The 24,033-nt window shown below is 70.7% G+C and carries 23 protein-coding genes and 1 pseudogene; 10 read left to right on the forward strand and 14 right to left on the reverse strand.

Annotation, left to right across the window (positions count from 1 at the left end; translation table 11 throughout):
* Positions 1 to 13 precede the first annotated feature (13 nt).
* The 3 genes from tsaE (at position 14) to ACS5PM_RS00660 (ending at position 3,009) form a co-directional block, all read left to right on the forward strand.
* Entirely contained in the window at positions 14 to 499 is a 486-nt protein-coding gene (gene tsaE / locus ACS5PM_RS00650) for a tRNA (adenosine(37)-N6)-threonylcarbamoyltransferase complex ATPase subunit type 1 TsaE (RefSeq protein WP_439385580.1), read from the forward strand.
* Entirely contained in the window at positions 499 to 1,839 is a 1,341-nt protein-coding gene (locus ACS5PM_RS00655; protein ID WP_439384365.1) for an N-acetylmuramoyl-L-alanine amidase, read from the forward strand. Before tsaE ends, ACS5PM_RS00655 begins: the two co-directional genes overlap by 1 nt.
* A 231-nt stretch (positions 1,840 to 2,070) precedes the next feature.
* Positions 2,071 to 3,009 (forward strand): hypothetical protein, encoded by a 939-nt coding sequence (locus tag ACS5PM_RS00660; RefSeq protein WP_439384367.1) that lies wholly within the window; start codon positions 2,071 to 2,073, stop codon positions 3,007 to 3,009.
* A 58-nt stretch (positions 3,010 to 3,067) separates the two neighbouring features.
* Here the strand turns inward: ACS5PM_RS00660 and ACS5PM_RS00665 are convergent, their stop codons facing one another.
* Positions 3,068 to 4,978 (reverse strand): chorismate-binding protein, encoded by a 1,911-nt coding sequence (locus tag ACS5PM_RS00665; RefSeq protein ID WP_439384369.1) that lies wholly within the window; start codon positions 4,976 to 4,978, stop codon positions 3,068 to 3,070.
* On the reverse strand, positions 4,975 to 5,628 hold the full coding sequence (locus tag ACS5PM_RS00670) for a VTT domain-containing protein (protein ID WP_439384371.1): 654 nt from the start codon (positions 5,626 to 5,628) through the stop codon (positions 4,975 to 4,977). The genes ACS5PM_RS00665 and ACS5PM_RS00670 overlap by 4 nt, the downstream gene beginning before the upstream one ends.
* Before the next feature lie 37 nt (positions 5,629 to 5,665).
* On the opposite strand from ACS5PM_RS00670, the gene mutL reads away from it, so the two are divergent.
* Positions 5,666 to 7,573, forward strand: a complete 1,908-nt coding sequence (gene mutL / locus ACS5PM_RS00675) for a DNA mismatch repair endonuclease MutL (protein ID WP_439384373.1) — start codon at positions 5,666 to 5,668, stop codon at positions 7,571 to 7,573.
* A 4-nt stretch (positions 7,574 to 7,577) separates the two neighbouring features.
* The gene (locus tag ACS5PM_RS00680) at positions 7,578 to 8,660 is read left to right on the forward strand and encodes a pseudouridine synthase (protein WP_439384375.1); all 1,083 of its coding nucleotides are present in this window, start codon (positions 7,578 to 7,580) and stop codon (positions 8,658 to 8,660) included.
* A gap of 210 nt (positions 8,661 to 8,870) precedes the next feature.
* On the opposite strand, the gene ACS5PM_RS00685 is transcribed toward ACS5PM_RS00680, so the two are convergent.
* The 4 genes and pseudogenes from ACS5PM_RS00685 to ACS5PM_RS00700 form a co-directional block, all read right to left on the reverse strand.
* The gene (locus ACS5PM_RS00685; protein WP_439385582.1) at positions 8,871 to 9,200 is read right to left on the reverse strand and encodes an FKBP-type peptidyl-prolyl cis-trans isomerase; all 330 of its coding nucleotides are present in this window, start codon (positions 9,198 to 9,200) and stop codon (positions 8,871 to 8,873) included.
* 27 nt (positions 9,201 to 9,227) lie between these two features.
* Positions 9,228 to 9,572: pseudogene (locus ACS5PM_RS00690) on the reverse strand (FKBP-type peptidyl-prolyl cis-trans isomerase); the annotation flags it as partial.
* Between the two features lie 72 nt (positions 9,573 to 9,644).
* Positions 9,645 to 10,553 carry a tRNA glutamyl-Q(34) synthetase GluQRS gene (gene gluQRS / locus ACS5PM_RS00695; RefSeq protein ID WP_439384377.1) on the reverse strand — a complete coding sequence of 303 codons (909 nt, stop codon included), beginning with the start codon at positions 10,551 to 10,553 and terminating at the stop codon, positions 9,645 to 9,647.
* Positions 10,554 to 10,558: 5 nt separating this feature from the next.
* On the reverse strand, positions 10,559 to 11,554 hold the full coding sequence (locus ACS5PM_RS00700) for a LysR family transcriptional regulator (RefSeq protein ID WP_439384378.1): 996 nt from the start codon (positions 11,552 to 11,554) through the stop codon (positions 10,559 to 10,561).
* Between the two features lie 89 nt (positions 11,555 to 11,643).
* Between ACS5PM_RS00700 and ACS5PM_RS00705 the strand changes: the two genes are divergently transcribed.
* Positions 11,644 to 12,354 carry a pirin family protein gene (locus ACS5PM_RS00705; RefSeq protein ID WP_439384380.1) on the forward strand — a complete coding sequence of 237 codons (711 nt, stop codon included), beginning with the start codon at positions 11,644 to 11,646 and terminating at the stop codon, positions 12,352 to 12,354.
* 34 nt (positions 12,355 to 12,388) lie between these two features.
* On the forward strand, positions 12,389 to 13,093 hold the full coding sequence (locus ACS5PM_RS00710; RefSeq protein WP_439384382.1) for a DUF599 domain-containing protein: 705 nt from the start codon (positions 12,389 to 12,391) through the stop codon (positions 13,091 to 13,093).
* On the opposite strand, the gene ACS5PM_RS00715 is transcribed toward ACS5PM_RS00710, so the two are convergent.
* The 3 genes from ACS5PM_RS00715 to ACS5PM_RS00725 all read right to left on the reverse strand — a co-directional run bounded on the left by ACS5PM_RS00715 (position 13,083) and on the right by ACS5PM_RS00725 (position 15,805).
* A complete protein-coding gene (locus tag ACS5PM_RS00715; protein WP_439384384.1) occupies positions 13,083 to 13,892 on the reverse strand; it encodes a substrate-binding periplasmic protein in 810 nt (269 codons plus the stop codon). The genes ACS5PM_RS00710 and ACS5PM_RS00715 overlap by 11 nt on opposite strands.
* Positions 13,893 to 14,105: 213 nt before the next feature.
* Entirely contained in the window at positions 14,106 to 15,059 is a 954-nt protein-coding gene (locus tag ACS5PM_RS00720) for an alpha/beta fold hydrolase (protein WP_439384386.1), read from the reverse strand.
* Positions 15,056 to 15,805, reverse strand: a complete 750-nt coding sequence (locus ACS5PM_RS00725) for a sulfurtransferase (RefSeq protein ID WP_439384388.1) — start codon at positions 15,803 to 15,805, stop codon at positions 15,056 to 15,058. Before ACS5PM_RS00725 ends, ACS5PM_RS00720 begins: the two co-directional genes overlap by 4 nt.
* Before the next feature lie 111 nt (positions 15,806 to 15,916).
* Here ACS5PM_RS00725 and ACS5PM_RS00730 point away from each other — a divergent pair, with 111 nt between their 5' ends.
* Positions 15,917 to 16,684, forward strand: a complete 768-nt coding sequence (locus tag ACS5PM_RS00730; RefSeq protein ID WP_439384390.1) for a DUF2189 domain-containing protein — start codon at positions 15,917 to 15,919, stop codon at positions 16,682 to 16,684.
* A 1-nt stretch (position 16,685) separates the two neighbouring features.
* Here the strand turns inward: ACS5PM_RS00730 and ACS5PM_RS00735 are convergent, their stop codons facing one another.
* Positions 16,686 to 17,531, reverse strand: coding sequence for a 2OG-Fe(II) oxygenase (locus ACS5PM_RS00735; protein ID WP_439384392.1), 846 nt, complete (start codon positions 17,529 to 17,531; stop codon positions 16,686 to 16,688).
* A gap of 297 nt (positions 17,532 to 17,828) precedes the next feature.
* A complete protein-coding gene (locus ACS5PM_RS00740; protein WP_439384394.1) occupies positions 17,829 to 18,470 on the reverse strand; it encodes an NADPH-dependent F420 reductase in 642 nt (213 codons plus the stop codon).
* Positions 18,471 to 18,601: 131 nt separating this feature from the next.
* Between ACS5PM_RS00740 and ACS5PM_RS00745 the strand changes: the two genes are divergently transcribed.
* Positions 18,602 to 19,636, forward strand: a complete 1,035-nt coding sequence (locus ACS5PM_RS00745) for a LysR family transcriptional regulator (protein WP_439384396.1) — start codon at positions 18,602 to 18,604, stop codon at positions 19,634 to 19,636.
* Here the strand turns inward: ACS5PM_RS00745 and yaaA are convergent.
* The 3 genes from yaaA to ypfH form a co-directional block, all read right to left on the reverse strand.
* Complete coding sequence (gene yaaA, locus ACS5PM_RS00750; protein ID WP_439384398.1) at positions 19,573 to 20,358, reverse strand: peroxide stress protein YaaA; 786 nt, start codon at positions 20,356 to 20,358, stop codon at positions 19,573 to 19,575. The two genes, ACS5PM_RS00745 and yaaA, sit on opposite strands and share 64 nt — an antisense overlap.
* A gap of 67 nt (positions 20,359 to 20,425) precedes the next feature.
* On the reverse strand, positions 20,426 to 21,343 hold the full coding sequence (locus tag ACS5PM_RS00755; RefSeq protein WP_439384400.1) for a sulfotransferase family protein: 918 nt from the start codon (positions 21,341 to 21,343) through the stop codon (positions 20,426 to 20,428).
* Positions 21,343 to 22,083, reverse strand: a complete 741-nt coding sequence (ypfH, locus tag ACS5PM_RS00760; RefSeq protein ID WP_439384402.1) for an esterase — start codon at positions 22,081 to 22,083, stop codon at positions 21,343 to 21,345. Before ypfH ends, ACS5PM_RS00755 begins: the two co-directional genes overlap by 1 nt.
* A gap of 262 nt (positions 22,084 to 22,345) precedes the next feature.
* Here ypfH and ACS5PM_RS00765 point away from each other — a divergent pair, with 262 nt between their 5' ends.
* Positions 22,346 to 23,938 (forward strand): DUF4331 domain-containing protein, encoded by a 1,593-nt coding sequence (locus tag ACS5PM_RS00765; RefSeq protein ID WP_439384404.1) that lies wholly within the window; start codon positions 22,346 to 22,348, stop codon positions 23,936 to 23,938.
* Positions 23,939 to 24,033: the final 95 nt, after the last annotated feature.

The following is a 24,033-nucleotide window of genomic DNA, read 5'->3' on the forward strand; positions in this document are numbered from 1 at the left end:
AGAAACCCGCTTGCTGCACTGGCCCGATGAAGCGGCCTGTGTCCGCTTCGCCTTCGCCCTGGCCGAAGCGCTGCAGACCCAGCCGCCGCTGCGCGATGCCCGGCTCGAGCTGGATGGCCCGCTCGGCGCCGGCAAGACCACGTTCGTGCGCCACCTGCTGCGCGCCCTGGGGGTCACCGGCCGTATCAAGAGCCCCACCTATGCCGTGGTCGAGCCCTACGAGCTCCAGCTGCCGGACGGCCAGCAGCTCGCCGTGTCGCACTTCGATTTCTATCGCTTCGACGATCCGCGCGAATGGACCGACGCCGGCTTTCGCGAGATCTACACCGCGCCGGGCCTGAAGGTCGCCGAATGGGCCTCCAAGGCGGCCCCGCAGATGCCCCCGCCCGATTTGCGCCTCGTCCTCGAACCCCAGGCGGACGACAGCCGCCAGGTGCAGGCACTGGCTTGCAGCGAGCTCGGCCGCCAGTGGCTCGCCTGCGTGGAGGTGAAAGCCTGATGCGCCGGCGTGAATGGCTGGCGGGTGTCGGCACCGTGGTGCTGGTGCTGGGCCCTGCGGAACTGGCCTGGGGCGCGGCCATCGTCGCGGTGCGCGTCTGGCCGGCCGCCGAATACACGCGGGTCACCATCGAGTCCGACCAGGCCCTGGTCGCCACCCATTTCCTGGCCGACAACCCCTACCGCCTGGTGGTCGACATCGAGAGCCTGGAGCTGAGCCCGGCACTGCGCGAACTGGTGGGCAAGGTGCGGTCCGACGATCCCTTCATCGCCGGCGTACGCGTGGGGCAGAACCAGCCCCGCGTCGTGCGGCTGGTGGTGGACCTGAAGCAGGCCGTCAAGCCGCAGCAGTTCGCGTTGACGCCCGTCGCCGCCTACCAGCACCGGCTGGTGTTCGACCTGTACCCCACGGTGGCGGAAGACCCCCTGCTCGCCCTGATCCAGGAGAAGAACGCCGCCGAGCGCGAGGCCGCGAAGGAGGTCCAGGACGCCCTGGGCGAATTCATCGGGCGGGTGGATCGCCCGCTGCCCCCCATGGCCTCTGCCAGCGCGCCGGCGCCCCGGCCCGCCACGCCTGCCATCACGCCTGCGCCGACACCGCCGCCTACCGCGGCCCAGAAGGAGCGGATCAATCGCCTGATCATCGTCGCCATCGACCCCGGCCACGGCGGCGAGGACCCGGGCGCCATCGGCCCGAGCGGCCTGAAGGAGAAGGACGTGGTGCTGCAGGTCGCCCTGCGGCTGCGCGAGCGCCTGAACGCCAAGGCCGGCATGCGGGCCATGCTGACGCGGGACGCCGACTTCTTCGTGCCGCTGCACGAGCGCGTCAACAAGGCTCGCAAGGTGCAGGCGGATCTGTTCGTGTCCATCCACGCCGATGCCTTCTTCACGCCGGAGGCGCGCGGCGCCAGCGTGTTCGCGCTCAGCCAGACGGGCGCCACCAGCAGCGCCGCGCGCTGGATGGCCCAGAAGGAGAACGCCGCCGACGTGGTGGGCGGCGTCAACGCCGCGACCAAGGACACGACGGTGCTGCGCGCGCTGCTCGACATGAGCACCACGGCGCAGATCAAGGACAGCCTGCGCGTCGGCAACGAGGTGCTCAGCCGCATCGGCCAGGTCGGCCGGCTCCACAAGGACAAGGTCGAGCAGGCCGGCTTCGCGGTGCTGAAGGCGCCGGACATCCCGTCCATCCTGGTCGAGACAGCCTTCATCTCCAACCCCGGCGAAGAGGACAAGCTGCGCGACCCGGAGTACCAGAAACGCCTGGTGGAAGCGCTGTTTTCCGGCATCGAGCGCTACTTCGCCAAGAACCCGCCCCTGTCGCGCAACCGGACGACCTGAGTCAGCTGAAGCAGCGACTCGCACCGGGCCCTGCTCGAGCGGACACCACACTGGCGAGTGCGCCGGTGGCGCTTGCCCAGTGGCGGACCCCGGGCGCCGCCCCTTCCGTTGCCTTGATGATGACGATGGGTCCACCCGTGGCGAGCATCCCTCCCGCCCGAGTCGCCAGCGGCACGATCGAGTCAGTGCGCAGTCGCTCGTGCGAACACCGCAACTCCAGGAGGACACAAGATGACCGCATCCCATGCAGCGATCAAGATCGCCGTCTCGATCACTCTCGCCAGTGCATCACTCGCGGCGGCCGCCGCACCACTCACGCCGGCGCAGCGCCAGCAGGTCTCCGACATGCAACGCATGGCCACCCTGGGGCCGGGGGCGGCACCCGCCAAGCGGGGCTCCGAGTTGGCGGGCGGACCCAAGCTGACGGCCTTCAGCGTCGGTCCCAGCGTGGATGCCGGGAGCATGGACGCGCAGCTGCGCGTAGATCTCGTGGCCACCGACAGACTCTCGCAGCTCAACTACATGTCGGTGACTGCGACGAGCCCCGACGGACTGCAGCAGGTGAGCACGGGATATACGACGGGCTTCCCGTCATCCAAGGTCACCTCCGCGATCGGCTTGGCCTTCAACTACTTCCACGCGCCCGGCACCTGGAACGTCACCCAGGTGATCCTGTATGACGTGGCGGGCAACCAGGTGATCTACGACGCCGCGGCCCTTTCGAATCTCGGTCCGACCGCGTTTACCGTGAAGAACGAAACCTGGCGCACCGACACCAGCCCGCCGACCGCCTCCGCCGGCAAGGTCTTGACGCCGCACGTGGACGTAAAGTCCGTGGCGGCCTATGCGGGAGTGCAGTACGCGATCAATGACACCGGCAATCCCAAGGCATCCGGTCCGAGCTATGCGACGGCTCAGTTCTGCACACTGGACTTCGCGAACTGCATCTACCTGTCGCACTCGCTGACGTACGCCGGGCTCGCCAAGGCGACGATGAGACCGACCACCCAGCTCTACGCCGGCTATCCGGCCGGGACGTACTACCTCTACATCCTGTACTCCACGGACTGGGCCGGCTACACCGAGTACCTGACCGGCGCCGACTTCGGCGGTGAGACGGACTTCTCTGCGCTCTTCCCCAACGGCCACACGATCACGGTCACCAACTGAAGCGATCGTGCCACGCCATGCGCCGTGGCTGAGCAAGACCGGCTCAGGCGAGCGCGCCTCAGGCCTTGACCAGAACGGCGGCCAACGCACCTCTGAGCGAGTTGCAGACGATCAAGGCCTCGGCCTGTTCCACGTCCTCGCGACCCAGGCTTCGTTCAACGGCACCGAACTGCTCGTCGGCCAGCATCTGGGCGCGCATCACGCCGGGCAACACGCCGTCGGCCAGCGGTGGTGTCCACCAGCGGCCGTCGCGTCGCACGAAGACGTTGCTGCGCCCGCCTTCGAGCAGCGCGCCGTCCTCGCGCAGCAGCAGGCTGTCGAAGCCGCCCGCGGCCTGCGCGGCCTGCACCGCGCGGTCGTAGACGGCGCGATGGCTGGTCTTGTGGCCGGCCAGCGGCGCGTGAAGAGGCAGCCTCTCATCGAACCAGGCCAGCCGGACCGGCCCGGGCGCCAGGGGCTCCAACGGAGCGTGCCGCCACTCGGCGCTGCCGTCGTGACGCAAGGCCAGGCGCAGCCGCGTTTCGCCGGCAGGCGGGAGCGCAGGCCGCAAAGCCTCGTAGGCCGCGCGCAGCGCCGGCTCGTCGAAGGGGAAGCCGAACCGGGCCGCGCTGCGGGCCAGCCGCGCCATGTGCAATGGCCACATCGGCACGCCGGCGCCGGGCGCGTGGCGCATCGTCTCGATGAGGGCGAAGCCCGGGTCCAGGCTGGTCAGGAACCGGGCCTTCAGCCGGCACTCGGCTCGCTCGTCCCTGGCCGCACTGTCCAGCACGATGCCGGCGCCGACGCCCATGGTGACGGGCGCCAGGCCGCGCTGCGCCTCGCCCAGAGTGAGCGTACGGATCGCCACCGACAGGCAGAAGTCGCCGACGGCAGGTCCGCCTGCGCCCGGCGCATCCACCCAGCCGATGGCCCCGCAATACAAGCCTCGCGATGTGCCCTCCAGCTCGTCGATCAGTTGCATCGTTCGGTGCTTGGGCGCGCCGGTGATCGACCCACATGGAAAGGTGGCCCGCCACAAGCCCGGCATGTCGACGTCGTCGCGCAGGCGGGCCTGGACGGTGGAGGTCATCTGCCACACCGTCGCATAGGGCTCGACAGCGAACAGCGCCGGCACCTGGACCGAGCCGCCGGCCGCGATTCGGCCGAGGTCGTTGCGCAGGAGGTCCACGATCATCAGGTTCTCGGCCCGGTTCTTCTCGTCGCTGCGCAACCAGGCGCCCTGTGCGGCATCAGCCGCAGCGTCGGCGGGATGCCGGGGAGCCGTGCCTTTCATCGGCCGGGCCGTGAGCTGGCCGCGCTCGTGCTGCAGGAACAGCTCTGGCGACAGCGACAGCACGTGGCGAGCGCCTGCGCCGTGACGGCCGCTGCCGGCCGGCAGCGCGATGAAGGCGCCATAGCCCACCGGCTGGCGTGCGCGCAGGCGGCGGTACAGGGCCACCGGCGAGCCGAAGCTGTGGCCGTGCAGGCGGTAGCTGAAGTTGACCTGATAGCTCTCGCCCGACCGGATCGCCGCGTGGATGCGCGCGATCGCCTCGTCGAAGCCCTGGTCGTCTATGGATTCGCTCAGGTCCAGCAGGCCGGCCGGCGTCGGCTCCTCGGACCCGCGGTCCTGCGCCCGGAGCCACTCGCCGGACTCGCTCGCCGTGAGTCGATCGAGCGAGCGGAACATCAGCACGCGCAGGCCCCCGGCCGCGCCCTGCCCGACCTCTGCGTCATCCCGCGCCAGGCCGTGCAACGCGACGCCCCATTCGTAGTCCGCCAGCAGCACGGCATGCAGCCCCGCCCTCAGGTCCGAGTCCACCTCGGCCCACATGCGATCCAGCGCCGCCGGCGTGCGGGCCCGGTGCTCGCGCACGAAGCCGGTGTAGCAGCGGCTGCGCGTCTCGCCGGCCTCACCGCCGGGGTTCAGGTCGTCGAGCAGTGCGCAGACGGAGTCGCCGCCTGCCGGGCACCCGGGCACGACGCTCACGCCGCCGGCGCCGCCTGCTTGCGCCGGGCCCTCCAGCCGCCGACGATGATCAGCAGGCCGGGGATGAGGATCATGGCCCAGATGATCTTCTCGAGGTTCTCCTTGACCCAGGGCACGTTGCCGAACCAGTAGCCGGCCAGCGTCACGCTACCCACCCAGAGGGCACCGCCGGCGACGTCGAAGAAGGTGAAGCGCCGCCTCGTCATCTCGGCCACGCCCGCAACGAAAGGCGCGAAGGTGCGCAGGAAGGGCAGGAAGCGCCCCACGACGAGCGCGACGCCGCCGTAGCGTTCGTAGAAGTCGTGCGCCTTGAGGAAGGCTTCGCGGTTGAACCAGCGGGTGTTTTCCCACTGGAACACCTTGGGGCCGACGTGGCGTCCGATGGTGTAGTTGCTCTGGTTGCCCGCCACGGCGGCGCTGAACATCAGGCCGAGCGAGGTGGGCAGGTCCATCAGCCCCACGCCGCACAGGGCACCGACCACGAACAGCAGCGAATCGCCGGGCAGGAAGGGCATCACCACGACACCCGTCTCGACGAAGATGATCGCGAAAAGCAGGGCGTAGACCCACGGCCCGTGCTGGGTGACGAAGGCCGCGAGGTGCTGGTCGACGTGGACGACGAGGTCGACCAGGAAGGAAAGGAGCTCCATGCCAGGGATTATCGGCGGGGGTTCCTACAATCCCGTGATGACCGAACTGGCCACCCAACACGTCCCGGGCCACCCCGCCACCACCCCGCGCCGCGCCATCCGTGAACTGCCGGATGAACTCGTGAGCCAGATCGCCGCGGGCGAGGTGGTCGAACGCCCCGCCTCGGTGGTGCGCGAGCTGGTCGACAACGCGCTGGATGCCGGCGCCACGCAGGTCACCGTCAAGCTGGTGGGAGGCGGCATCCGCGCCATCGTGGTCGAGGACGACGGCGGCGGCATCCCGGCCGAGGAACTGCCGCTCGCGGTGAAGCGCCATGCCACGAGCAAGATCCGCTCGCTGGCTGAGCTCGAAGGCGTCGAGACCATGGGCTTTCGCGGCGAGGCGCTGGCGGCCATCGCCTCGGTCAGCGAGCTCGCCATCGTCAGCCGCACGTCCGAGGCGCCCCATGCCCACCGGCTCGATGCCCGCAGCGGCGAGCTGCAACCGGCCGCGCGCGCGGTGGGCACGAGCATCGAGGTGCGCGAGCTCTTCTTCAGCACCCCCGCACGGCGCAAGTTCCTCAAGAGCGAGGCCACCGAGCTTTCGCATGCGACCGAGGCGGTGCGCCGCCACGCCCTGGCGCGGCCCGACGTGGCCTTTGCGATCTGGCACGAAGGCAAGTTGGTCGAGCAATGGCGGCGCGCCACGCACGAACAACGCATGGCCGATGTGCTGGGCCCCGATTTCGTCGCCGCCAGCCGCGCGGTCGAGCATGCGGCCGGCCCGATGCGGGTGATCGGCCGGGCGGGCCTGCCCGAATCGGCCCGCGCCCGGCCCGACCACCAGTACGCCTACGTCAACGGCCGCTACGTGCGCGACAAGCTCGTCGCGCATGCCTTGCGCAGCGCCTACGAGGACGTGCTGCACGGCCAGCGGCAGCCGGCCTACGTGCTCTTCATCGACATCGATCCGGCACGCGTGGACGTGAACGTGCACCCGACCAAGATCGAGGTGCGCTTTCGTGAATCGGGCGAGGTCTACCAGGCGGTGCGGCGTGCCGTGGAAGGCGTTCTCGCGGCGACTGGCGGCAGCCCGCTGGGCCGGGCGATGGAGATGCCGGCGGACGCCCCTGTGCCCGCATCGCCGTTCGCTACAACGCCCGCGCCGATGCCGCGCTTCGAAGCCTCGCCACCAGCGGCCGGCCTGCCCTGGAGCGCTCACCAGTCGCGCCTCGGCCTGCAGGACGTGGGCGTGCTTTGGGCTCGCGAGGCGCCGGCTCCGTGGACCACGCCCGCCACTCGATCCCCCGACGCCGAGGCGGCCTTCTCGCCGTCGCCGATCGCCACGGACGAGCCCTCGCCTGCACCGGCAGATTGGCCGCTCGGTCGGGCGCTCGCGCAACTGGCCGGCGTCTACGTGCTGGCAGAGAACGCCCACGGCCTGGTGGTCGTCGACATGCACGCCGCCCACGAGCGCATCGTCTACGAGCGGCTGAAGGCGGCCGCGCGCCAGGCCCCGCTCGCGGCGCAGCCGCTGCTGATCCCGGCCACCTTCGCCGCGACACAGGAGGAGGTGGCCATCGTGGAAGCCCGCGCCACCGACCTGGGCGCGCTGGGGTTGGACATCTCGCCGCTGGGCCCCACCACGCTGGCCGTGCGCTCACGCCCCGCGGCCCTGCCTGACGCCGACCCTGTCGCCCTCGCCCGCTCGGTGCTGCGCGAGCTGGCCGACCTGGCCGAAGCCGACGCCGGCCGACTGCTGGAGCGGGCGCAGGATGAAATCCTCGCCACGATGGCCTGCCACGGCGCCGTGCGCGCCAACCGCCGGCTGACGATCGAAGAAATGAACGCGCTGCTGCGGCAGATGGAAGCCACCGAGCGCGCCGACCAATGCAACCACGGGCGGCCGACCTGGCGCCAGGTGACGATGAAGGAACTGGACGCGCTCTTCCTGCGCGGACGTTGAAACCATGACCATGCGCTCCGACCGGAACATCCAGCGCACGCCCAAGCGTGCCACCCGCGCGGCCACACCGGCCGCCCCTGCACCCGCCGGAGACCCGGGGCCGAAGGCTCCGTCAGCACCCGCCCCCACCACCCCCAGCGTGCCGGTGCGCTACGCGCCATCGACCAAGCCGCCGATGCCCCGTACGCCGGGGGCCCATGCTCCTCGCCCCCCGGCTCCCGCGGGGCCCCGCCCCAAGCCGCCGCGGCCGCCAGCCGCTCAGCCCGGCGGCCCGCGACGCGTGGCGCGGGACGAGGCCCCACCTCCCCAGGTCAAGCCGCGCCCGCCCGCCCCGCGCACTTCCGAAGCCGAGGGCATCCGCCTGTCCAAGCTGCTGGGAGACCGCGGCCTGGCGTCGCGCCGCGAAGCCGACGACTGGATAGCCGCCGGCTGGGTCAAGGTCGATGGCCAGATGGCTGTGCTGGGCCAGCGCGTGCTGCCGAACTCCCACATCGAGATCGACCCGGCGGCGCACACCCAGCAGGCGCAGCGCGTGACCATCCTGCTGCACAAGCCGATCGGCTATGTATCGGGCCAGGCGGAAGACGGCTACGAGCCCGCCAGCGTGCTCGTGACCGCGGCCACGCATTGGAATGAAGACCCGCACCGCCGCCCCTTCCACCCCGGCCACGCCCGCGGCCTCGCACCGGCCGGCCGGCTGGACATCGATTCGACCGGCCTGCTCGTGCTGACGCAGGACGGGCGCATCGCCAAGCACCTGATCGGCGAGGATTCCGACGTCGAGAAGGAATACCTGGTGCGCGTGGAGTACCAGGGCGAAGGGACCCTGCCCGAGGCCGACCTGCGCCGCCTGCAACACGGCCTGGAGCTGGACGGCAAGCAGCTCAAGCCGGCCAAGGTCAGCTGGGCCAACGAGGACCAGCTGCGCTTCGTGCTGCGCGAGGGCCGCAAGCGCCAGATCCGCCGCATGTGCGAACTGGTCGGCCTGAAGGTCGTGGGCCTGAAGCGCGTGCGGATCGGCAGCGTGGTGCTGGGCAAGCTGCCGGTGGGCCAATGGCGCTACCTGGGCCCGCACGAGAGATTCTGATCAGCATTCGGAGCGCGCGAAGCGCCGCTCCGTTCCAGTGGCTGCGCGGATCCGGCTTTGCCCGTTGTCCCCGCACCTCCAGGCAGTTCAGCCCCGCATTCCGAGCGCGCTTCGGCGCCGCTCCCTACCAGGGCGTGCGCGGATCCGGCTTGGCCGGTCCGCTGCGCGAGCCCCCCTGGGGGGCAGGCCCCGGAAGGGGCCGTGGGGGCCTCAAGTCCCCAGCAGCTCGACTTCGAAGACCAGGGTCGCGTTCGGGGGGATCACGCCGCCGGCGCCGCGGGCGCCGTAGCCGAGGTGCGGAGGGATGGTCAGCACGCGCGTGCCGCCCACCTGCATGCCCTGCACGCCTTCGTCCCAGCCGCGGATCACCATGCCGGCGCCGAGTTCGAACTCGAAGGGTTCGTTGCGGTCCTTGCTGGAATCGAACTTGCGGCCGCGGTGACCGGCCGCGTTCTCGTCGAACAGCCAGCCGGTGTAATGCACCGAGACGCTGTCGCCCTCCTGGGCCGTGGCGCCGCTGCCCACCACCACGTCGTCCATCTGCAGATGGGGCCGCTCGGGCGTCGGCAGCAGCTCGACCTCGAACACCAGGGTGGCGTTCGGTGGGATCACGCCGCCGGCGCCGCGTGCGCCGTAGCCCAGGTCGGGCGGGATCGTCAGCACGCGCGTGCCGCCGACCTGCATGCCTTGCACGCCCTCGTCCCAGCCCTGGATCACCTGGCCGGCGCCGAGGGCGAACTCGAACGGCTCGCCCCGGTCCTTGCTCGAGTCGAACTTGCGACCGCGGCCTTCAGGCGCCGCCGGGTCGTGCAGCCAGCCGGTGTAGTGCACGGTGACCGTCTGGCCAGCCCGTACGGTATCGCCGCTGCCGGTGACGCGATCGTCGATCTGCAGGCCGCTGGGGGTGCTCATGGAAATTCCTTTCTGTTCGAGGGCGCTGCGGCCGTTGCGGCAGCGAAGGCTGCGGATGATGCCACCGCCGGCTCAGCCCGCCTCCCGCCATGGCCACGACCGACCCCATGCCGCCACGGCCGCCTCCAGCCACGCGTCCCGGCCAGACGCCGGCAGGCTCGAAGGCAAGCTCAGCGTGCGCCCGGCCGACACCAGCGCCGCGAGTGGATCGGCCAGGTCCAGCTCCGCGGCGCCGTTCTGCTTCGACAGCTTCTGCCCGTCTGCCGCCAGGACCAGCGGCGTGTGCAGGTAGGCCGGCGTGGGCAGGCCCAGCAGGCGCTGCAGGTGGATCTGCCGCGGCGTGTTGTCCGCCAGGTCTTCGCCGCGCACGACGTGGGTGATGCCCTGGTCCGCGTCATCGACCACCACGGCGAGCTGGTAAGCCCACAGGCCATCGGCCCGCTTGAGGACGAAGTCGCCGACCTCGCCCGTCAGGTCCTGCCGTTGCGGGCCCAGCCGTCGGTCCAGCCAGTCGATCAGCAGGTCGCTGCCGTCGGGCGCGTCCGTGCGCAGGCGCCAGGCCCGCGCGGGACGGCCCTGCAGCCCATGGCGGCACGTGCCCGGATAAACCCGCTCGCCGTGCCGCTGGTGGATCTGCCCGCGCGCGGCCAGCGCGGCATCGATCTCCTTGCGGCTGCAGGCACAGGGGTAGGCGAGTCCGGCGGCCAGCAGCCGGTCCAGCGCCTGCTGGTAAAGCGCGCTGCGGTTCGATTGCCAGCCCGGCGGCTCGTCGGCCACCAGCCCGCAGGTCGCCAGTTGCCGCAGGATCAGCTCGTCCGCGCCGGGGACGCAACGCGGCCCATCGACATCCTCGATGCGCACCAGCCACTTTCCGCCAACCGCCCGCGCATCCAGCCAGCTCGCCAGGGCCGCCACCAGCGAGCCGGCATGCAGCGGGCCGGTGGGCGACGGCGCGAACCGGCCGACGTAGGTGCCCGCCACGAAGGCTATCCCGCGGTAGTCGGCAGGTGGCGCTCCAGCAGCGCGCTCCGCGTGGCGGGGCTGCCCAGCTGCTGCAGCCACCACTGCAGGGCGAGACCCTGCGGCGCCTTCTTGGGCTGCGGAACGGCCGCGCTGCGCCAGGCGTAGGCGGTGGGGGCCATGTGGCGCGTGCGGGTCACCTGCTTGACCACCAGGTGGCCGTGGCGAACGTGCTCGCGCACCAGGGGTTCGGGCACGAAGCCGCAGCCCAGGCAACGCAGCTGGGCCGCGATCTTGTCCTGCATGCTGGACACCGTCAGCACCTCCTGTCCCGGCAGCAGGTTGAAGGTGAGCGGCTGCATGCGCATGGCCGAGTCGGCGACGGCGATGGCGCGGTGGCGGATGATCTCGTCGTCGGTCAGAGGCTCCGGCAGCGCCGCGAGGGGATGGTGGGGCGCCATCGCGAAAACGAAGTTCAGATCGCCCAGGATCTTCATCTCGATGCCGGGCGGCGCGGGCATGTCGCCCGGCACGCCGATCGCCAGGTCGGCCTGACCGGTGACCAGGGCCTCCCAGGTGCCCGCCAGCACCTCGGTGCGCAGGCGCAGGCGGGTGCCGGGGCCAGGCTGGTCGTCGCCACCGGGCTTGAGGGCATAGAAGGCGTCGCAGAGCTCCAGCAGGGTCAGGCGCGACAGCACGTCGTCCACGGCGATGGTGAGCTCGGTCTCCCAGCCGGTGGAGACGCGGCGCACACGTTGCGCCACCGCGTCCATCTCGGCCAGCAGGCGCCGGCCTTCCGCCAGCAGTTCCTCCCCCGCCGCGGTGAGCTGGGCCTGGCGTGAGCGGCGGTCGAACAGGAGCACGTCCAGCGCGTCCTCGAGCTGCCTCACGCTGTAGGTCAGCGCCGAGGGCACCTTGCCCAGGGCGCGGGCGGCGGCGGCAAAGCTGCCGGTCCGGGCGATCGTGTCCATCATCGCCAGGGCGTCGGGGGTCAGGGCGCTGCGTCTATCCACGTGCTTCATGTTATTTGAAAGCTCGCTTCAAGCCCCGCCGCCCCGGCCGGTCAGGCGACTGCCTACGATGAACCCATCGACAACAGGAGGTAAGACCCATGATCACCGTTCGCAAGGCCGAGGACCGCGGCGTCGCCGACCACGGCTGGCTCAAGAGCTTTCACACCTTCTCCTTCGCCGACTACTACGACCCCGCCCACATGGGCGTGGGCAACCTGCGCGTCATCAACGACGACCGCATCGCCCCGGGCACCGGCTTCGGAACCCATGCGCACCGCGACATGGAGATCGTGAGCTACGTGCTCGAAGGCGAGCTGGCGCACCGCGACAGCATGGGCAATGGCACCGCCATCCGCCCGGGCGAAGTGCAGCGCATGACCGCCGGCACGGGCGTGCGCCACAGCGAGTTCAACCATGCCCAGGGCCAGACCACCCACTTCCTGCAGATCTGGCTGCTGCCGGCACGCGCCGGCCTGCAGCCGGGCTACGAGCAGAAGGAATTCGGGCCGGCCGACAAGCAGGGCCGGCTGCGCCTGGTCGCCGCCCCGGACGGCCGCGAAGGCTCGGTCACGCTGCATGCCGATGCCTCTATCCGCGCCGGCCTCTTCGACGGCGACGAGTCGGCCGAGCTCGCGCTCGATCCGAAGCGCCTGGCCTACGTGCACGTCGCCGAGGGCGAAGTCACGCTCAATGGCGAGCATCGGCTGCGTGCAGGGGACGGGGTGACGCTGGATGGCGAGACGCGGCTGGCGCTGGGCGCAGGGCGCGGCGCCAACGTGCTGGTGTTCGATCTGGCGCGATCGAGCTGATCGACAGCGTCGTCATGGGCGCTACATTGCCTGGATGAGTCTCACCCTCGACGCCCTCGGCCTGCTGCCTGCCATCGACTGGCTGGCCGTCGTCATGCTGTTCGCCGCCTGGGTTGGCTATGCCCGCTTCGCCGGCCGGCTGGCCGGCCGCCGGCCCTCGATCCTGGCGGCCACCAACCGGGTGCGCCGCCAGTGGATGTGGCGCACGACCACGCGCGAGAACCGCGTCGTCGATGGCATGGTGGCGCAGAACCTGTCGACCAGCCCTTCGTTCTTCGCCTCCACCACCATCCTGATCATCGGCGGCCTGCTGGCGGTGCTCGGGACGACCGACAAGGCCACGGAATTCGTTCGCGAGATCCCTTTCGCCGCCCGCACCTCCGTGCTCGTGTTCGATGTCAAGGTCGCCGTGCTGACGGCGATCTTCGTCTACGCCTTCTTCCGCTTCACCTGGAGCATGCGGCAGTACAGCTTCGGCGTGCTGCTGGTGGCCGCGGCGCCGACCCACGATCATCCGTGGACCGACGAGGAAAGGGACGCGTTCGCGGAGAGAGCCGGCCGCATCATGGGCCTGGCCGCCGAGACCTTCAACGACGGCCTGCGCGCCTACTACATGGCCTTTGCGCTGATCGCGTGGTTCTTCTCGCCCTGGGCCTGCCTGGCGGCCACCGCCTTCGTCGTCTTCGTGCTGTACCAGCGCGAGTTCCGCTCCGAAGTGCTCGCCGCCCTCATCGGCTGAGGTCGTCGCGCGGGATCAGCTCGGCCACTTCGTCCTCCGGCACGTGGCGGCGTGCAATGCGCGCCATCGTGCCGTCGCGCACCACCTCCCCCACCAGGCGCCGCCACGCCGCGATCTCCGCCTCGCTGAAACGGGCCCGCGACAGCACCAGCCCTTCGGGCACGACGGAGCCTCGCGGCGCCCAGTCCAGCGCCACCAGTTGCGGCTTGCGCGGATGCTGTGCCGCGTAGCCCCGGATCACCACGGCGTGGGCGATCACCGCGTCCACGCTGCCCTCGGCCAGCAGGCGCAGCAGGGCCGCGTCCTCGGTGGCCTCCACCACCCGGCCCTGCGCCCTCGCCTCGTCGAGCGCCGCGTCGTAGTCCGGCGTGTGGCGATAGCCTCGGACGGCGCCCCAGCGCAGCTTCGGGTTGGCCATGAACTCGGCGAGGCCGCCCGGCACCGGCGGATGCGAGGCCAGCATCCAGACGGTGTGCCTGAGCTGGATGTAAGGCGCGAAGGCGTAGAGCTTCTCGCGCTCCGGCGTGGCGATGCCCGATGTCGTCATGTCGAGCCGGCCGCCTTCGAGCTCCCACCAGATGCGGGCCCGGGTCATCGTCGTGCCTTCGAAACGGCAGCCGCTGCGGCGCTTGAGCTCGCGCATCAGGTCCACATCGATGCCGGTGCCGTCGAAGCCCTCGCCCCGCTCGCCGCCGGCGGCGCGATAGAGCGCACCGAACTCGTAGAACGCCACGGTGATGGGGCGATCGGGGCAGACCAGCGCAGGCGCTGGCGCAGGGCCGCGGGCTGCGGCAGGCATGGGCGCAAGCGCTGCCAGAGCTGCCGCGATCAGCGCGCCAGGAATGGCGCGCCCACGGCTGCTCCAGCACCTCCGCCCACTCTTTGGTCGGCGATCCCTCCGGTGCATGACCTGCATGCTGCCTTTCCCCGGGCAGGCTCGCAAGCGGGCAGACGCTAGAAGCCGTCCCGGCGCTGCTCCGTCTATCGATCCCTGCGGCGGCGCACGGCCGACTCAGCGAAGGCCGAGGAACTCCTTCAGCGACTCCACGGTCCGCTGCGGGTCCTCCTCCTGTGGCACGTGGCCGAGCTCGGGGAAGACGACGAGGCGGCTGCCGGCGATGTCGCGCCGGAACCGCTCCGCCACCGGAGGCGGGATGAGGCGGTCCCGCCCGCCCCAGAGGATCAGCGTCGGCAGCTTCAGCTGCGACAGGCGGCCCACCTCCTGCCCCGCGTCCAGCTGCTGCATGCGCTCGCGCAGCGCGTGGCGATTGCCCTCGCGCAGCGTCAGCTCGAAGTAGCGGTCGACGAGGGCCGGCGTGACCCTGGCCGGGTCGCCGTAGACGCTGCGCACGCTCTGGTCGACCAGCCCGCGCAGCAGGAACCACTCGCTCAAGGCACTGACGACCGGGGTCCGCGCCAGCCGGAACGCAACGGGCCACTCGATCGGCTGGACGTCGTAGCCTGAAGCATCCACGAGCACCAGTCGTGCGACCCGGCCCGGTGCCAGCGAAGCCACCCGCCAGGCCACCTCGCCACCCAGCGAATTGCCGGCCAGCACCACCCGGGCCAGGCCCAGCTGGTCCAGCAGGTCGATGACGAAGCGCGCCAGCGTGTCGCCGTGGTAGTCATCGGTCGGGTAGGAGCCGCCGAAGGGCCCCGTCAGCCCGAAGCCCGGCAGGTCGAAGCTGATGACCCGGCGCTGGCCCCGCAGCGCCGCGGCCCAGCCTTCCCAGGTGTGCAGGCTGGCGGAAGTGCCATGGATCAGCACGATGGGCTGCGGATCGTCGCGCGGGCCCTCGTCGCGCAGGTGCACCATCTGGCCCTTGATCTCGATGAAGTCCGACGGCGGTGGCGCCCAGCGCGCCACCAGCGTCTCGACCGGCCTGTCCGGCGCGCGAGCCACCGGCACGGCCAGCGCCGTCAGCATCAGCAGGATGCCGAAGGCGCGCCAGAGCAGCAACTTCATGCGCTCGCCACCGCGGGCTGCAGCGCGGGGTCGAGCTCCTGACGCTCGTCGAAGACGAAGCAGCGGCCACGCCAATGCGGCGCGCCATCGGTCTGTTCGAAGTAGCGCAGGATCCCGCCTTCGAGCTGATAGGCGCGCTCCACGCCGAGGTCCTGCATGACCAGCGCCGCCTTCTCGCAGCGGATGCCACCGGTGCAGTAGCTGACGACCGTCTTGCCGGCCAGCTCGGCGCGGCGCTCGGCCAGCGCCGCCGGGAAATCCGAGAAGCGATCGAGCCGCCAGTCGAGCGCGCCTTGGAAGGCGCCGGCGTCGACCTCGAAACCGTTGCGGGTGTCGAGCATCACCACCGGCCTCCCCTCGTCGTCGCGGCCGGCTTGCAGCCAGCGCGCCAGGGTCTTCGGGGCGACGGCCGGTGCACGAGCGGCTGACGGGCGCACCGCCGGCATGTTCATGCGGATGATCTCGCGCTTGACCTTCACCTTCAGCCGCTTGAACGGCAAGCCTTCGCTCCAGCTTTCCTTGGCATCCAGGCCGGCAAACGGCGTGTCCTCGCGCAAGGCAGCCAGCCAGCCGCGCAGAGCTTCCGGCTGGCCGGCCAGGAACAGGTTGATGCCCTCCTCGGCCAACAGCACCGTGCCCTTGAGGCCGACGGCGGCGGCGTGCTCGTACAGGCGCCGGCGCCGGGCCTCGAGGTCGTCGAGCGGGACGAAGCGGTAGGCGGAGACGTTCAGCACGCTGGCAGGCATGGGCGAATTCTAGGAGCCCGCCCAGGCCGCCCGCCGCGCCTTGATCTGGCTCAAGCCCGGCCCGGGACCGGCCCGATGGACGGGTGCCGATCGGCTGCCTAACCTGCCCGGATGGATGTAGACACCACGCCCGCGGGCACCCTCACCCCACCGCTGCGCACGCTGTCCTTCGCCGATCCGCTGCGCTGGCTCGCGCTCGGCTGGCGGGACTTCCGCCGCGCGCCCGGCGTCGGCCTGTTCTACGGGGCCTGCTTCATGGCGATGGGATGGGCGCTGCTGGCGGTGTTCGAGCGTGCGCCGGCCTACACGCTGGCCTTGTCGGCCGGCTTCCTGCTGATGGGGCCCTTCCTGTGCCTCGGGCTGTACCACGCCAGCCGGGCGCTGGAGCGGGGCGAGCAGCCGAGCCTCGCGGCCTCGCTGCACGCCTGGCAGACGCGAACCGGGACGCTGGCGATCTTCGGCTTCGTGCTGCTGGTGCTGGAGATGCTCTGGGGCCGTGCCTCGCTGGTGGTGTTCGCGCTCAGCTTCGACGGCATGCCGGACTTCCGCGGCTCGCTGCTCGCCCTGCTGGACCCGGAGAACATCGGCTTCATCGTCGCCTACCTGGCCGTGGGCGGGGTGTTCGCCGGCCTGATCTTCGCCGTCAGCGTGGTCTCGATCCCCATGATCCTGGACCGGCCCACCGACGCCATCACCGCAGGACTCACCAGCCTGCGCCTCGCCCTCGGCCAGCCCGGCGTGATGCTGTTCTGGGGAGCGCTGCTGACCGTGCTGGTGGTGCTGGCGATGCTGCCGGGATTCGCCGGCCTGCTGGTCGTCGGCCCGGTGGCCGGGCATGCCAGCTGGCATGCCTACCGCGCAGCCGTGGAAGAAAGCTAGTTCAGACGAACTCGCCCTCGCGCAGCCACTTGGTGGCGACCCACTTCTCGCCCTCCAGCACCGGGGCGCCGCCGTGCAGCGTCTTGGTGCTGGCGTGGGGAGCGTTGTAGCTGAAGAACACCGCGTTGCCCTTGATCGGCGCGACCTCCAGGCCGACATCGGGGAAGGTGGTGGCGCCGCCGCGCACAGGCGAGTTCAGGTACATCACCAGAGTGCCCAACCGCTGGCCGCCGCGCGCAAGGATAGTCGGCGTGCCGGGGTGGACGGGGTCGAAGTAGTCATGGTGCGGCTTGTACTCGGCCCCGGGCCGGTAGCGCAGCACCTGCAGGCCCTCGCCGTTCTTCACCGGCCAGCGCAGAAGCTGGGCGATGCGGTGCTCGATGCGTTGGCACAGCGCGTTCTCGGCACGGGCGAAGAACATGCCGTCGCTGGTGCGGGCGGTGTTGACTTCGCTGCCGCCGGTCTCGTTGACCACCGTTTCCGAGCGGGTCAGCCGGCCGCGGGCCAGCTCGACCATCTCGTCGCACTCGGCGTGCGTCAGCAGCCCGCCGAAGACGATGACCCGCGGCAGTTGCATGCTCATCAGCACCTTCACCTCGTGGCCATCGGCCAGCAGGCAGGTGGAGCCGTCTTCCACGGCGGGCTCGGGCAGCTCCAGGCTGGGGATCGGCCGGCCCTTGGCCTTCAGGTGCTCGGTGAGCGTGGACTCCATGGCCTCGATCGCCACGTCTTCGGGCCAGCCGCTCTTCTTCATCGCGGCCAGCACGTCCTCGGGGGGGAAACCGGCCTCGGCCTGGGCCACGATCCAGGCGCGCAACTCTGGGGTGATGGCAGTCGTCGTCGTCATGCCGACATTGTCGCGCAGGGTTCGGGGCGCCAGCCCCGAACCCTGCGGGTGCACGTGGGCTCCCCGGGCCCCCTCCGCGAGGGGGCTCCAGGCAGTCCGACTGCACCACCCAGCCCTCCGTGAGGAGGGCTCCGGCCAGACGGACGAAAGGCATGGAGCGCTCGTCATTCACGCGAGTGCCTCCCTCTCGGAGGGAGGCTGGTGGGAGCCCATTGCCTGCTGGAGCCCCCGCTCGGAAGGGGCCGGGGGAGCCCATGTACGGCCGCCTGAAGTTCGAGCGGCCAGGCCGCTCGGACTTCAGGCGGTGAGCAGCTTGAAAGCGTGCACCCAGTCGTTGCGCAGGAAGCCGGGGATGCACCACAGCATGCACAACGGCTCGATGGCCCGCGCGGCCACCGCGCCGCCCATGTCGGCCGAGTCCCAGCCCACCTGCTCCAGCAGGCCCGCCACCGCTTGCTTGGCCTCGGCGTCTTCGCCGGCGATGAACATCGTCGGGCGCCCGCCGGGCAGCTTGGGATCGATCATCAGCGCCGCGCCGACGGAGTTGAAGGCCTTGACGAAGCGCACCGCCGGGTGGGCTCGCTGCAGGCGCTCCATCAGTGAATCGTCGAGCGTGGTGAAGAAACGCAGCACGCCCTGGTCCGGCGGTGCGTCGGCGATCGGGTTGGTGGCGTCGATGAGCACCTTGCCCGCCAGCTGGCGGCTCACCTCGCCGTGGAGCGCCGCTTCGGCGGCGGTGCCCTTGACCGCCAGCAGGGCCAACTCGGCGAAGGCCGCCGTATCAGGGCCGGTGCCAATCTTCACACCGGCATGCTGCGCGGCGAACTCGGCCAGTTTCGCCGGCTCCCGCGTGCCCAGCATGACCTCGTGGCCGTGGCGAGCGAAGCCGGCCGCCAGCGTCTGCGCCACCGTGCCCGAGCCGAGGATTCCGATCTTCATGGTGTCCGTCCTTTCCGTCCTTGCGGCCCGCCCATCGGGCCTGCGATGGAGGTGACTGTAGGCAGTGGACTGCACAACCGGAAGTCACCAGCACTTGATGGATTCATGAGCGAGAGTTGAGAATTCAGACCATGAAGCAACTTCAGGGATTGCTGGCCTTCGTCGAGGCTGCCGGCGCGGGCAGCCTGGCAGCAGCGGCCGAGCGGCTCGAACTGACCCCTGCGGCCGTCAGCAAGAGCCTGGCCAAGCTCGAGGCGCAACTGGGCGTTCGCCTGCTGCAGCGGAGCACGCGTCGCCTGGCCCTCACGGCCGAGGGCGAGCGCTTTCTCGACAAGGCCCGCGCCGCGCTGCGCGCGCTGGACGAGGCAGTGGCCGACGTCACCCAAAGCGCGACCGAAGCCAGCGGCCGCGTGCGCATCTCGGTGGGCCATGCCTTCGGCCGCCAATGGGTGCTACCGCTGCTGCCTGCGCTCGGTGCCGCCCATCCGGGTCTCACGATCGAACTGGACCTGGACAACCGGCCTGTGGACCTGGTGGCCGAGGGCTACGACATCGGCATCCGCGGCGGCTTCATCCAGGATTCCAGCCTGGTGGCGCGCCGCATCTGCGCCTTGCCCCTGGCCCTGGTGGCCAGTCCGGCGTACCTGCAGCGCACCGGCGTGCCCCGCACGGTGGAGGAGCTGCGCAGGCACGAGTGCGTCGCCGTCCGCTTTGCCGGCAGCACGCCGAGCGCCTGGCGCTTCTTCGGCAGCGCCCGCCGCGGCCGGCGAATCGAGATCCAGCCGCAACCCCGACTCGCCGTGAGCGACCCGGCCGCGGTGCTGGATCTCGCGCTGGCGGACTGCGGCGTGGTGCAGGCCGGCCTGCATCACGCCCTGCCCTACCTGCGAAGTGGGCGGCTGAAGCTGCTGCTGGCGGACATCCACGACCCCGGCGACCGCGAGGTGGTCCTGCACTACCCGCACCGGCGCTATCTGGCGCCGCGCGTGCGGGTGGTGGTGGATGCCCTGCTGGCCGGGCTGGCCGGTGCACGGGATCTGCACCTCACGGCCAAGGCGCTGCTGGCCGAGCTGCCCTGGGCGGATGCCTGCACCTCGCAGGCTCAGTCCTTGCCGCGGCGGAAGACGAGCCGGTCGCGCCCGGAAGCGGCAGCGTCGAAGGCATAGCCGTCGGCATCGAACTCGCGCAGGGCCTTCACCGTCGCTGCCCGCTGCTGGATGGCGTGTCTTGCCATCAGCCCACGCGCCTTCTTGGCGAAGAAGCTGATGACCTTCCACTGCCCTCCATGCCACTCCTCGAACACGCACTCGACGACACGCGCCCTCAGCGCCGGCCGCAGCGCCGCCCGCGAGTACTCCTGCGAAGCCAGGTTGACGACGATGGGCGACTTCTCGTTGGCCTGCACCTCGTTCAGCGTCTCGGCCAGGGTGTCGCCCCAGTAGCCGTACAGGTCCTTCGCGCCGCCCGGGGTCGGAAGGCGCGTGCCCATCTCGAGCCGGTAGGGCTGGAGCTTGTCCAGCGGCCTGAGCAGGCCGTAAAGGCCCGACAGGATGACGAGGTGGCGCTGGGCCCAGGTCCAATCCGCATCGTCCAGCGTCCGGGCCTGCAGGCCATCGTAGACATCGCCATCGAAGGCCAGGCCGGCGGGACGGCTGTTGGCGGCGGTGAAACGGGTCGACCAGGCGGCATAGCGGCCGACGTTGAGCTGGGCGAGCGGATCGGACAGCTCCATCAAGGAGGAAATGGCCGCAGGCGTGTAGCCGCGCAGCACGTCGATCAGCTCGGCGGCCTCGTCGACGAAGCGCGGGCGAGTGGCGCGCCTGGCGAGTTCCGGCGGCACCGGGCGTTCATAGTCCAGGGTCTTGGCGGGAGACAGCAGGAAGAGCATGGGTCAGAAGGTTCGAAAGGGGGCGAGGAAGGGGCGATGTCACGGACCGCGTTTCACCGGCCGCGTCTCACGGCCTCTCCGGCAGCACGGCTGAGGATGATCCGACCGGAAGACAACCAGGCACTCGCCAGCGCGCAGCCAGGCCGTGGGTTTCGCGGCGCAGGGTGGTGCGCTCGGCCTCGGCCAGCAGCGAAGGAGCTGCTGGCGCCGCCGAGATCGGCTGCGAGAGCCGCTCGTCCACGCGGCTGCGCCGGAGGGCGCGCGGGGCGAGCATCGCCTCGTCGTAGGGCTCGCCGATGAAGGTGCAGATGGCCGCCAGCGCGTCGGCCGGCACCGCGGTGAGCCAGTCGTAGGGCACGAGGAAGACCCGGCCGGGAGCAAACGCCACGCTGTCTCTCAACGCGCGGTCCACCCGGCGCAGCCGGACGATGAGTTCGTCGATGCCGAGCTCCAGCCAGCTCCAGGCCTCCCTCGGCTTGCCCAGCGCCCGCTCGCGCGACAGGCGCAGCCGGTACGAATCGGCTATCGCCACCGGGTCTCGCACGCAGGCCAGCACCTGCGCACGCGGGAAGAGTCGGAACAGGCGCGGCAGCGAGAGCACGTGGGTCGGCGTCTTCTCCAGCAGCCGGCGGCCGGCGTAGGTCTCGTGCGCGGCGAAGGCGAGGAAGGCTCGCAACAGGTCGTCCTCCTCCAGCGTGTGCGCAGCGCCGCCCGCGAGCCGTGCAGCCCATTCGCGCAGGCGCGCCAGCGCTTCGCGGCCACCCACGTAAGCCTGCTGCATGGCGTGCGGCGGATCGGCCAGCCACTCGCGCGTGCGGCTGAAGATGAAGGTCTCGTAGACGTCGGGCACGGGCGCCAATGCCGGGTGCCTCGCGAGCGCGAGCTGCAGTGCCGACGTGCCGCTGCGCTCGTGGCCGCAGATGAAGACGGGGCGCGCCTCGGCCGCCCAGGAGCGCAAGGCGGCGAGGTCGTCTGGCCTCGACATCAGTCTTCGGCGTCGGGATCGGTGCTGCGGGCGGCCAGGCGCTCGGCCAGGCCCGGCACGGCCCCCATCGCGGCCGCCCAGGTGCGGTGGGGGATGTGGGTGCGCAGCCGCTCGATGGCTCGGTTGACCAGCGCCGCCGGCAACTCGTGTCCCACGCCTTCGGCAATGTCGATGGTGGCGTCGCCCTGCAACTCGGCGATGCGCTGCATCGCGTCGCGGGCATGGTGGGCCGGGATGACCTCGTCATCGCTGCCGTGGAAGAAGTGCAGCGTGGTGTGCTGCAGCGCCCGCTCGGGCAGCACAGCGTAGCGGCCGGCGAAGGACAGCACCCTGCCGGCGAGCCCGTCTTCCGCCTGGGCCAGCTCCAGCGCGCAGGCGGCGCCTTGGGAGAAGCCGACCAGCGCGGTGGCTGCCGGCCCCACCCCGGTCGATTGCTGAGCCCCTCGCACGAAGGCCGCCAGGCGAGGCAGCACGGCCCGCACGCGCTCGGCCCGGTTGCCTTCGTGGATGCCCAGGCGGGAGAACCACTGCCGGCCTCCCATTGCGCCGCTGGGGTCGCCATCGAAGGGATCGAAGCCATCGGGCACCAGCACCGCCGCTTGCGGAAAGGCGCGCCGCAGCGCCTCGGCCAGGGGTGCCATGCCGGCCGCGGAATCGCCCACGCCATGGAACACCAGCATCAACTGCTCGGGGCGCCCCTGCGCCGGCAGCCATTGGAGAACTTTCGGGTCTGAAGCCATGTCAGTGCCGCCCGGCCGCCCGTAGGCACTGAAGGGCCCCTCGGGGGCCGAGAACGGAGCGAGCTTGGGATCGTTTCATCCGCGGATTGTCGCGCGCGGCGCAAGCCGTACGCAGCCGGCAGGCCACCGGATGCAGGCCACCCAGCGGGCCGCGGGGTTGGTTCACGCCGCTGAATCCGCGTCACGCCACCGCTGCGTAAGCAGGGTCACGCCGAGCCGAGCTGGCCGGTGAACTGCCCTTCCCTACCGAGGAGACCCTGTCATGAACCGTTCCACTCCCCTGATCCTTCGCCTGGCACCGCTGGCCGCAGCGGCGGCGCTGGCCGCCACTGCCACCGTGCCGGCCTTGGCCTCCAGCCACCGCGAGGCGCCCTTCATCACCGGCGCGCCCAAGGTCGACGGCACCGACTTCTACATGTTCCGCAGTTACGAAACGGGCCGCTCGAACTACGTCACGCTGATCGCCAACTACCAGCCGCTGCAGGCGGCCTACGGCGGGCCGAACTACTTCGACATGGATCAGAACGCGCTGTACGAGATCCACCTCGACAACAACGGCGACGCCAAGGAAGACCTGAGCTTCCAGTTCCGCTTCACCAACACGCTGGCCAATGCGGGCAGGGGCATCGAGCTGCCTTCGGGCAAGAAGAGCGTGGCCATCCCGCTGATCCAGGCCGGGCCGGTCGCCAACGTGCGCGACACCAACCTCAACGTGGCCCAGACCTTCAGCGTGATCATGATGAAGGGCGACCGCCGCAAGGGCGAGCCCTGGCAGATCACCAACGCCGACAACGGCTCGACCGTCTTCGACAAGCCGGCCGACAACATCGGCACCAAGACCATCGCCGACTACCCCGGCTACGCCGCCAAGCACGTCTACAACATCAACATCCCGGGCTGCGGCATGCCGGGCCGGATGTTCGTCGGCCAGCGCGCGGAGGGCTTCGCCGTCAACCTCGGCGTGATCTTCGACCTGGTCAACGCGCCCATCGAGGTCATCACCGACCCGAGCAAGATCGGCCTGTTCCCCAACATCATCGCGGACGACAACGTCACCACGCTGTCGCTGGAGCTGCCCATCAGCTGCGTCACGCAGGGCAGCGAGCCGGTGATCGGCGGCTGGACCACCGCCAGCGTGCGCCAGACGCACAACATCGACGACACGCCCCGCTCCGGCCTGAACAAGGTCGACAAGAGCACCGGCGACTGGGTGCAGGTGTCGCGCCTGGGCATGCCGCTGGTCAACGAGGTGGTGATCGGCCTGAAGGACAAGGACAAGTTCAACTCGTCGAGGCCCGAGAGCGACGGCCAGTTCCTGAACTACGTGAGCAACCCCACGCTGCCGAAGCTGCTGGAGATCGCCTTGCCTCTGCCGAACAGCGCGCCGACCAACTACCCGCGCACCGACCTCATCACGACCTTCCTCACCGGCCTGCCAGGAGTGAACCAGCCGGCCAACGTGGTGGCCTCGGAGATGCTGCGGCTGAACACCAGCATCCCGCCGGTGCCCTACGAGCAGCAGAACCGGCTGGGCGTGCTGGGCAACATCCTGGCGGGCGGCAACGACCTGGCGGGCTACCCCAACGGCCGCCGGCCGAAAGACGACGTCGTCGACATCTCGCTGGTCGCGATGATGGGCGGGCTGTGCATGGCCAACGGCAACGGCAACGCGCTGGGCCTGGGCACCAAGTGCAAGCCCAAGGCCGTGCCGCTGGGCACGACGGCCTACAACCTGCACGACGCCGTCGACCAGGCCGCCACGCCGTTCCTGACCAAGTTCCCGTACCTGAACAACCCGACGCCGGGGGCAGGCGCGGGCGCGGGCGCGGCGGCAGCGCTGGCGGCACGCAAGTGATCGCAGCCTGAGCCTGTCGGGTGGCACGCGGTGGTGCCCGACGTCGCGACCTGATCCGGCCTGCAGCGGATCAGGCTTTTTCCGCACCGAGCCCA

It is taken from the genome of Ideonella flava (genome assembly GCF_051857595.1).
Taxonomy (GTDB): Bacteria; Pseudomonadota; Gammaproteobacteria; order Burkholderiales; family Burkholderiaceae_C; genus Ideonella.

Excerpts from the sequence above, each read along its gene's own strand:
- ACS5PM_RS00655 (WP_439384365.1), top strand. The coding sequence starts at position 499 with ATGCGCCGGCGTGAATGGCTGGCGGGTGTCGGCACCGTGGTGCTGGTG.
- ACS5PM_RS00660 (WP_439384367.1), top strand. The coding sequence starts at position 2,071 with ATGACCGCATCCCATGCAGCGATCAAGATCGCCGTCTCGATCACTCTC.
- ACS5PM_RS00670 (WP_439384371.1), bottom strand. The coding sequence starts at position 5,628 with ATGGAGCTCCTTTCCTTCCTGGTCGACCTCGTCGTCCACGTCGACCAG.
- mutL (WP_439384373.1), top strand. The coding sequence starts at position 5,666 with ATGACCGAACTGGCCACCCAACACGTCCCGGGCCACCCCGCCACCACC.
- ACS5PM_RS00680 (WP_439384375.1), top strand. The coding sequence starts at position 7,578 with ATGACCATGCGCTCCGACCGGAACATCCAGCGCACGCCCAAGCGTGCC.
- ACS5PM_RS00685 (WP_439385582.1), bottom strand. The coding sequence starts at position 9,200 with ATGGACGACGTGGTGGTGGGCAGCGGCGCCACGGCCCAGGAGGGCGAC.
- ACS5PM_RS00700 (WP_439384378.1), bottom strand. The coding sequence starts at position 11,554 with ATGAAGCACGTGGATAGACGCAGCGCCCTGACCCCCGACGCCCTGGCG.
- ACS5PM_RS00705 (WP_439384380.1), top strand. The coding sequence starts at position 11,644 with ATGATCACCGTTCGCAAGGCCGAGGACCGCGGCGTCGCCGACCACGGC.
- ACS5PM_RS00710 (WP_439384382.1), top strand. The coding sequence starts at position 12,389 with ATGAGTCTCACCCTCGACGCCCTCGGCCTGCTGCCTGCCATCGACTGG.
- ACS5PM_RS00715 (WP_439384384.1), bottom strand. The coding sequence starts at position 13,892 with ATGCCTGCCGCAGCCCGCGGCCCTGCGCCAGCGCCTGCGCTGGTCTGC.
- ACS5PM_RS00720 (WP_439384386.1), bottom strand. The coding sequence starts at position 15,059 with ATGAAGTTGCTGCTCTGGCGCGCCTTCGGCATCCTGCTGATGCTGACG.
- ACS5PM_RS00725 (WP_439384388.1), bottom strand. The coding sequence starts at position 15,805 with ATGCCTGCCAGCGTGCTGAACGTCTCCGCCTACCGCTTCGTCCCGCTC.
- ACS5PM_RS00730 (WP_439384390.1), top strand. The coding sequence starts at position 15,917 with ATGGATGTAGACACCACGCCCGCGGGCACCCTCACCCCACCGCTGCGC.
- ACS5PM_RS00735 (WP_439384392.1), bottom strand. The coding sequence starts at position 17,531 with ATGACGACGACGACTGCCATCACCCCAGAGTTGCGCGCCTGGATCGTG.
- ACS5PM_RS00740 (WP_439384394.1), bottom strand. The coding sequence starts at position 18,470 with ATGAAGATCGGAATCCTCGGCTCGGGCACGGTGGCGCAGACGCTGGCG.
- ACS5PM_RS00745 (WP_439384396.1), top strand. The coding sequence starts at position 18,602 with ATGAAGCAACTTCAGGGATTGCTGGCCTTCGTCGAGGCTGCCGGCGCG.
- yaaA (WP_439384398.1), bottom strand. The coding sequence starts at position 20,358 with ATGCTCTTCCTGCTGTCTCCCGCCAAGACCCTGGACTATGAACGCCCG.
- ACS5PM_RS00755 (WP_439384400.1), bottom strand. The coding sequence starts at position 21,343 with ATGTCGAGGCCAGACGACCTCGCCGCCTTGCGCTCCTGGGCGGCCGAG.
- ypfH (WP_439384402.1), bottom strand. The coding sequence starts at position 22,083 with ATGGCTTCAGACCCGAAAGTTCTCCAATGGCTGCCGGCGCAGGGGCGC.
- ACS5PM_RS00765 (WP_439384404.1), top strand. The coding sequence starts at position 22,346 with ATGAACCGTTCCACTCCCCTGATCCTTCGCCTGGCACCGCTGGCCGCA.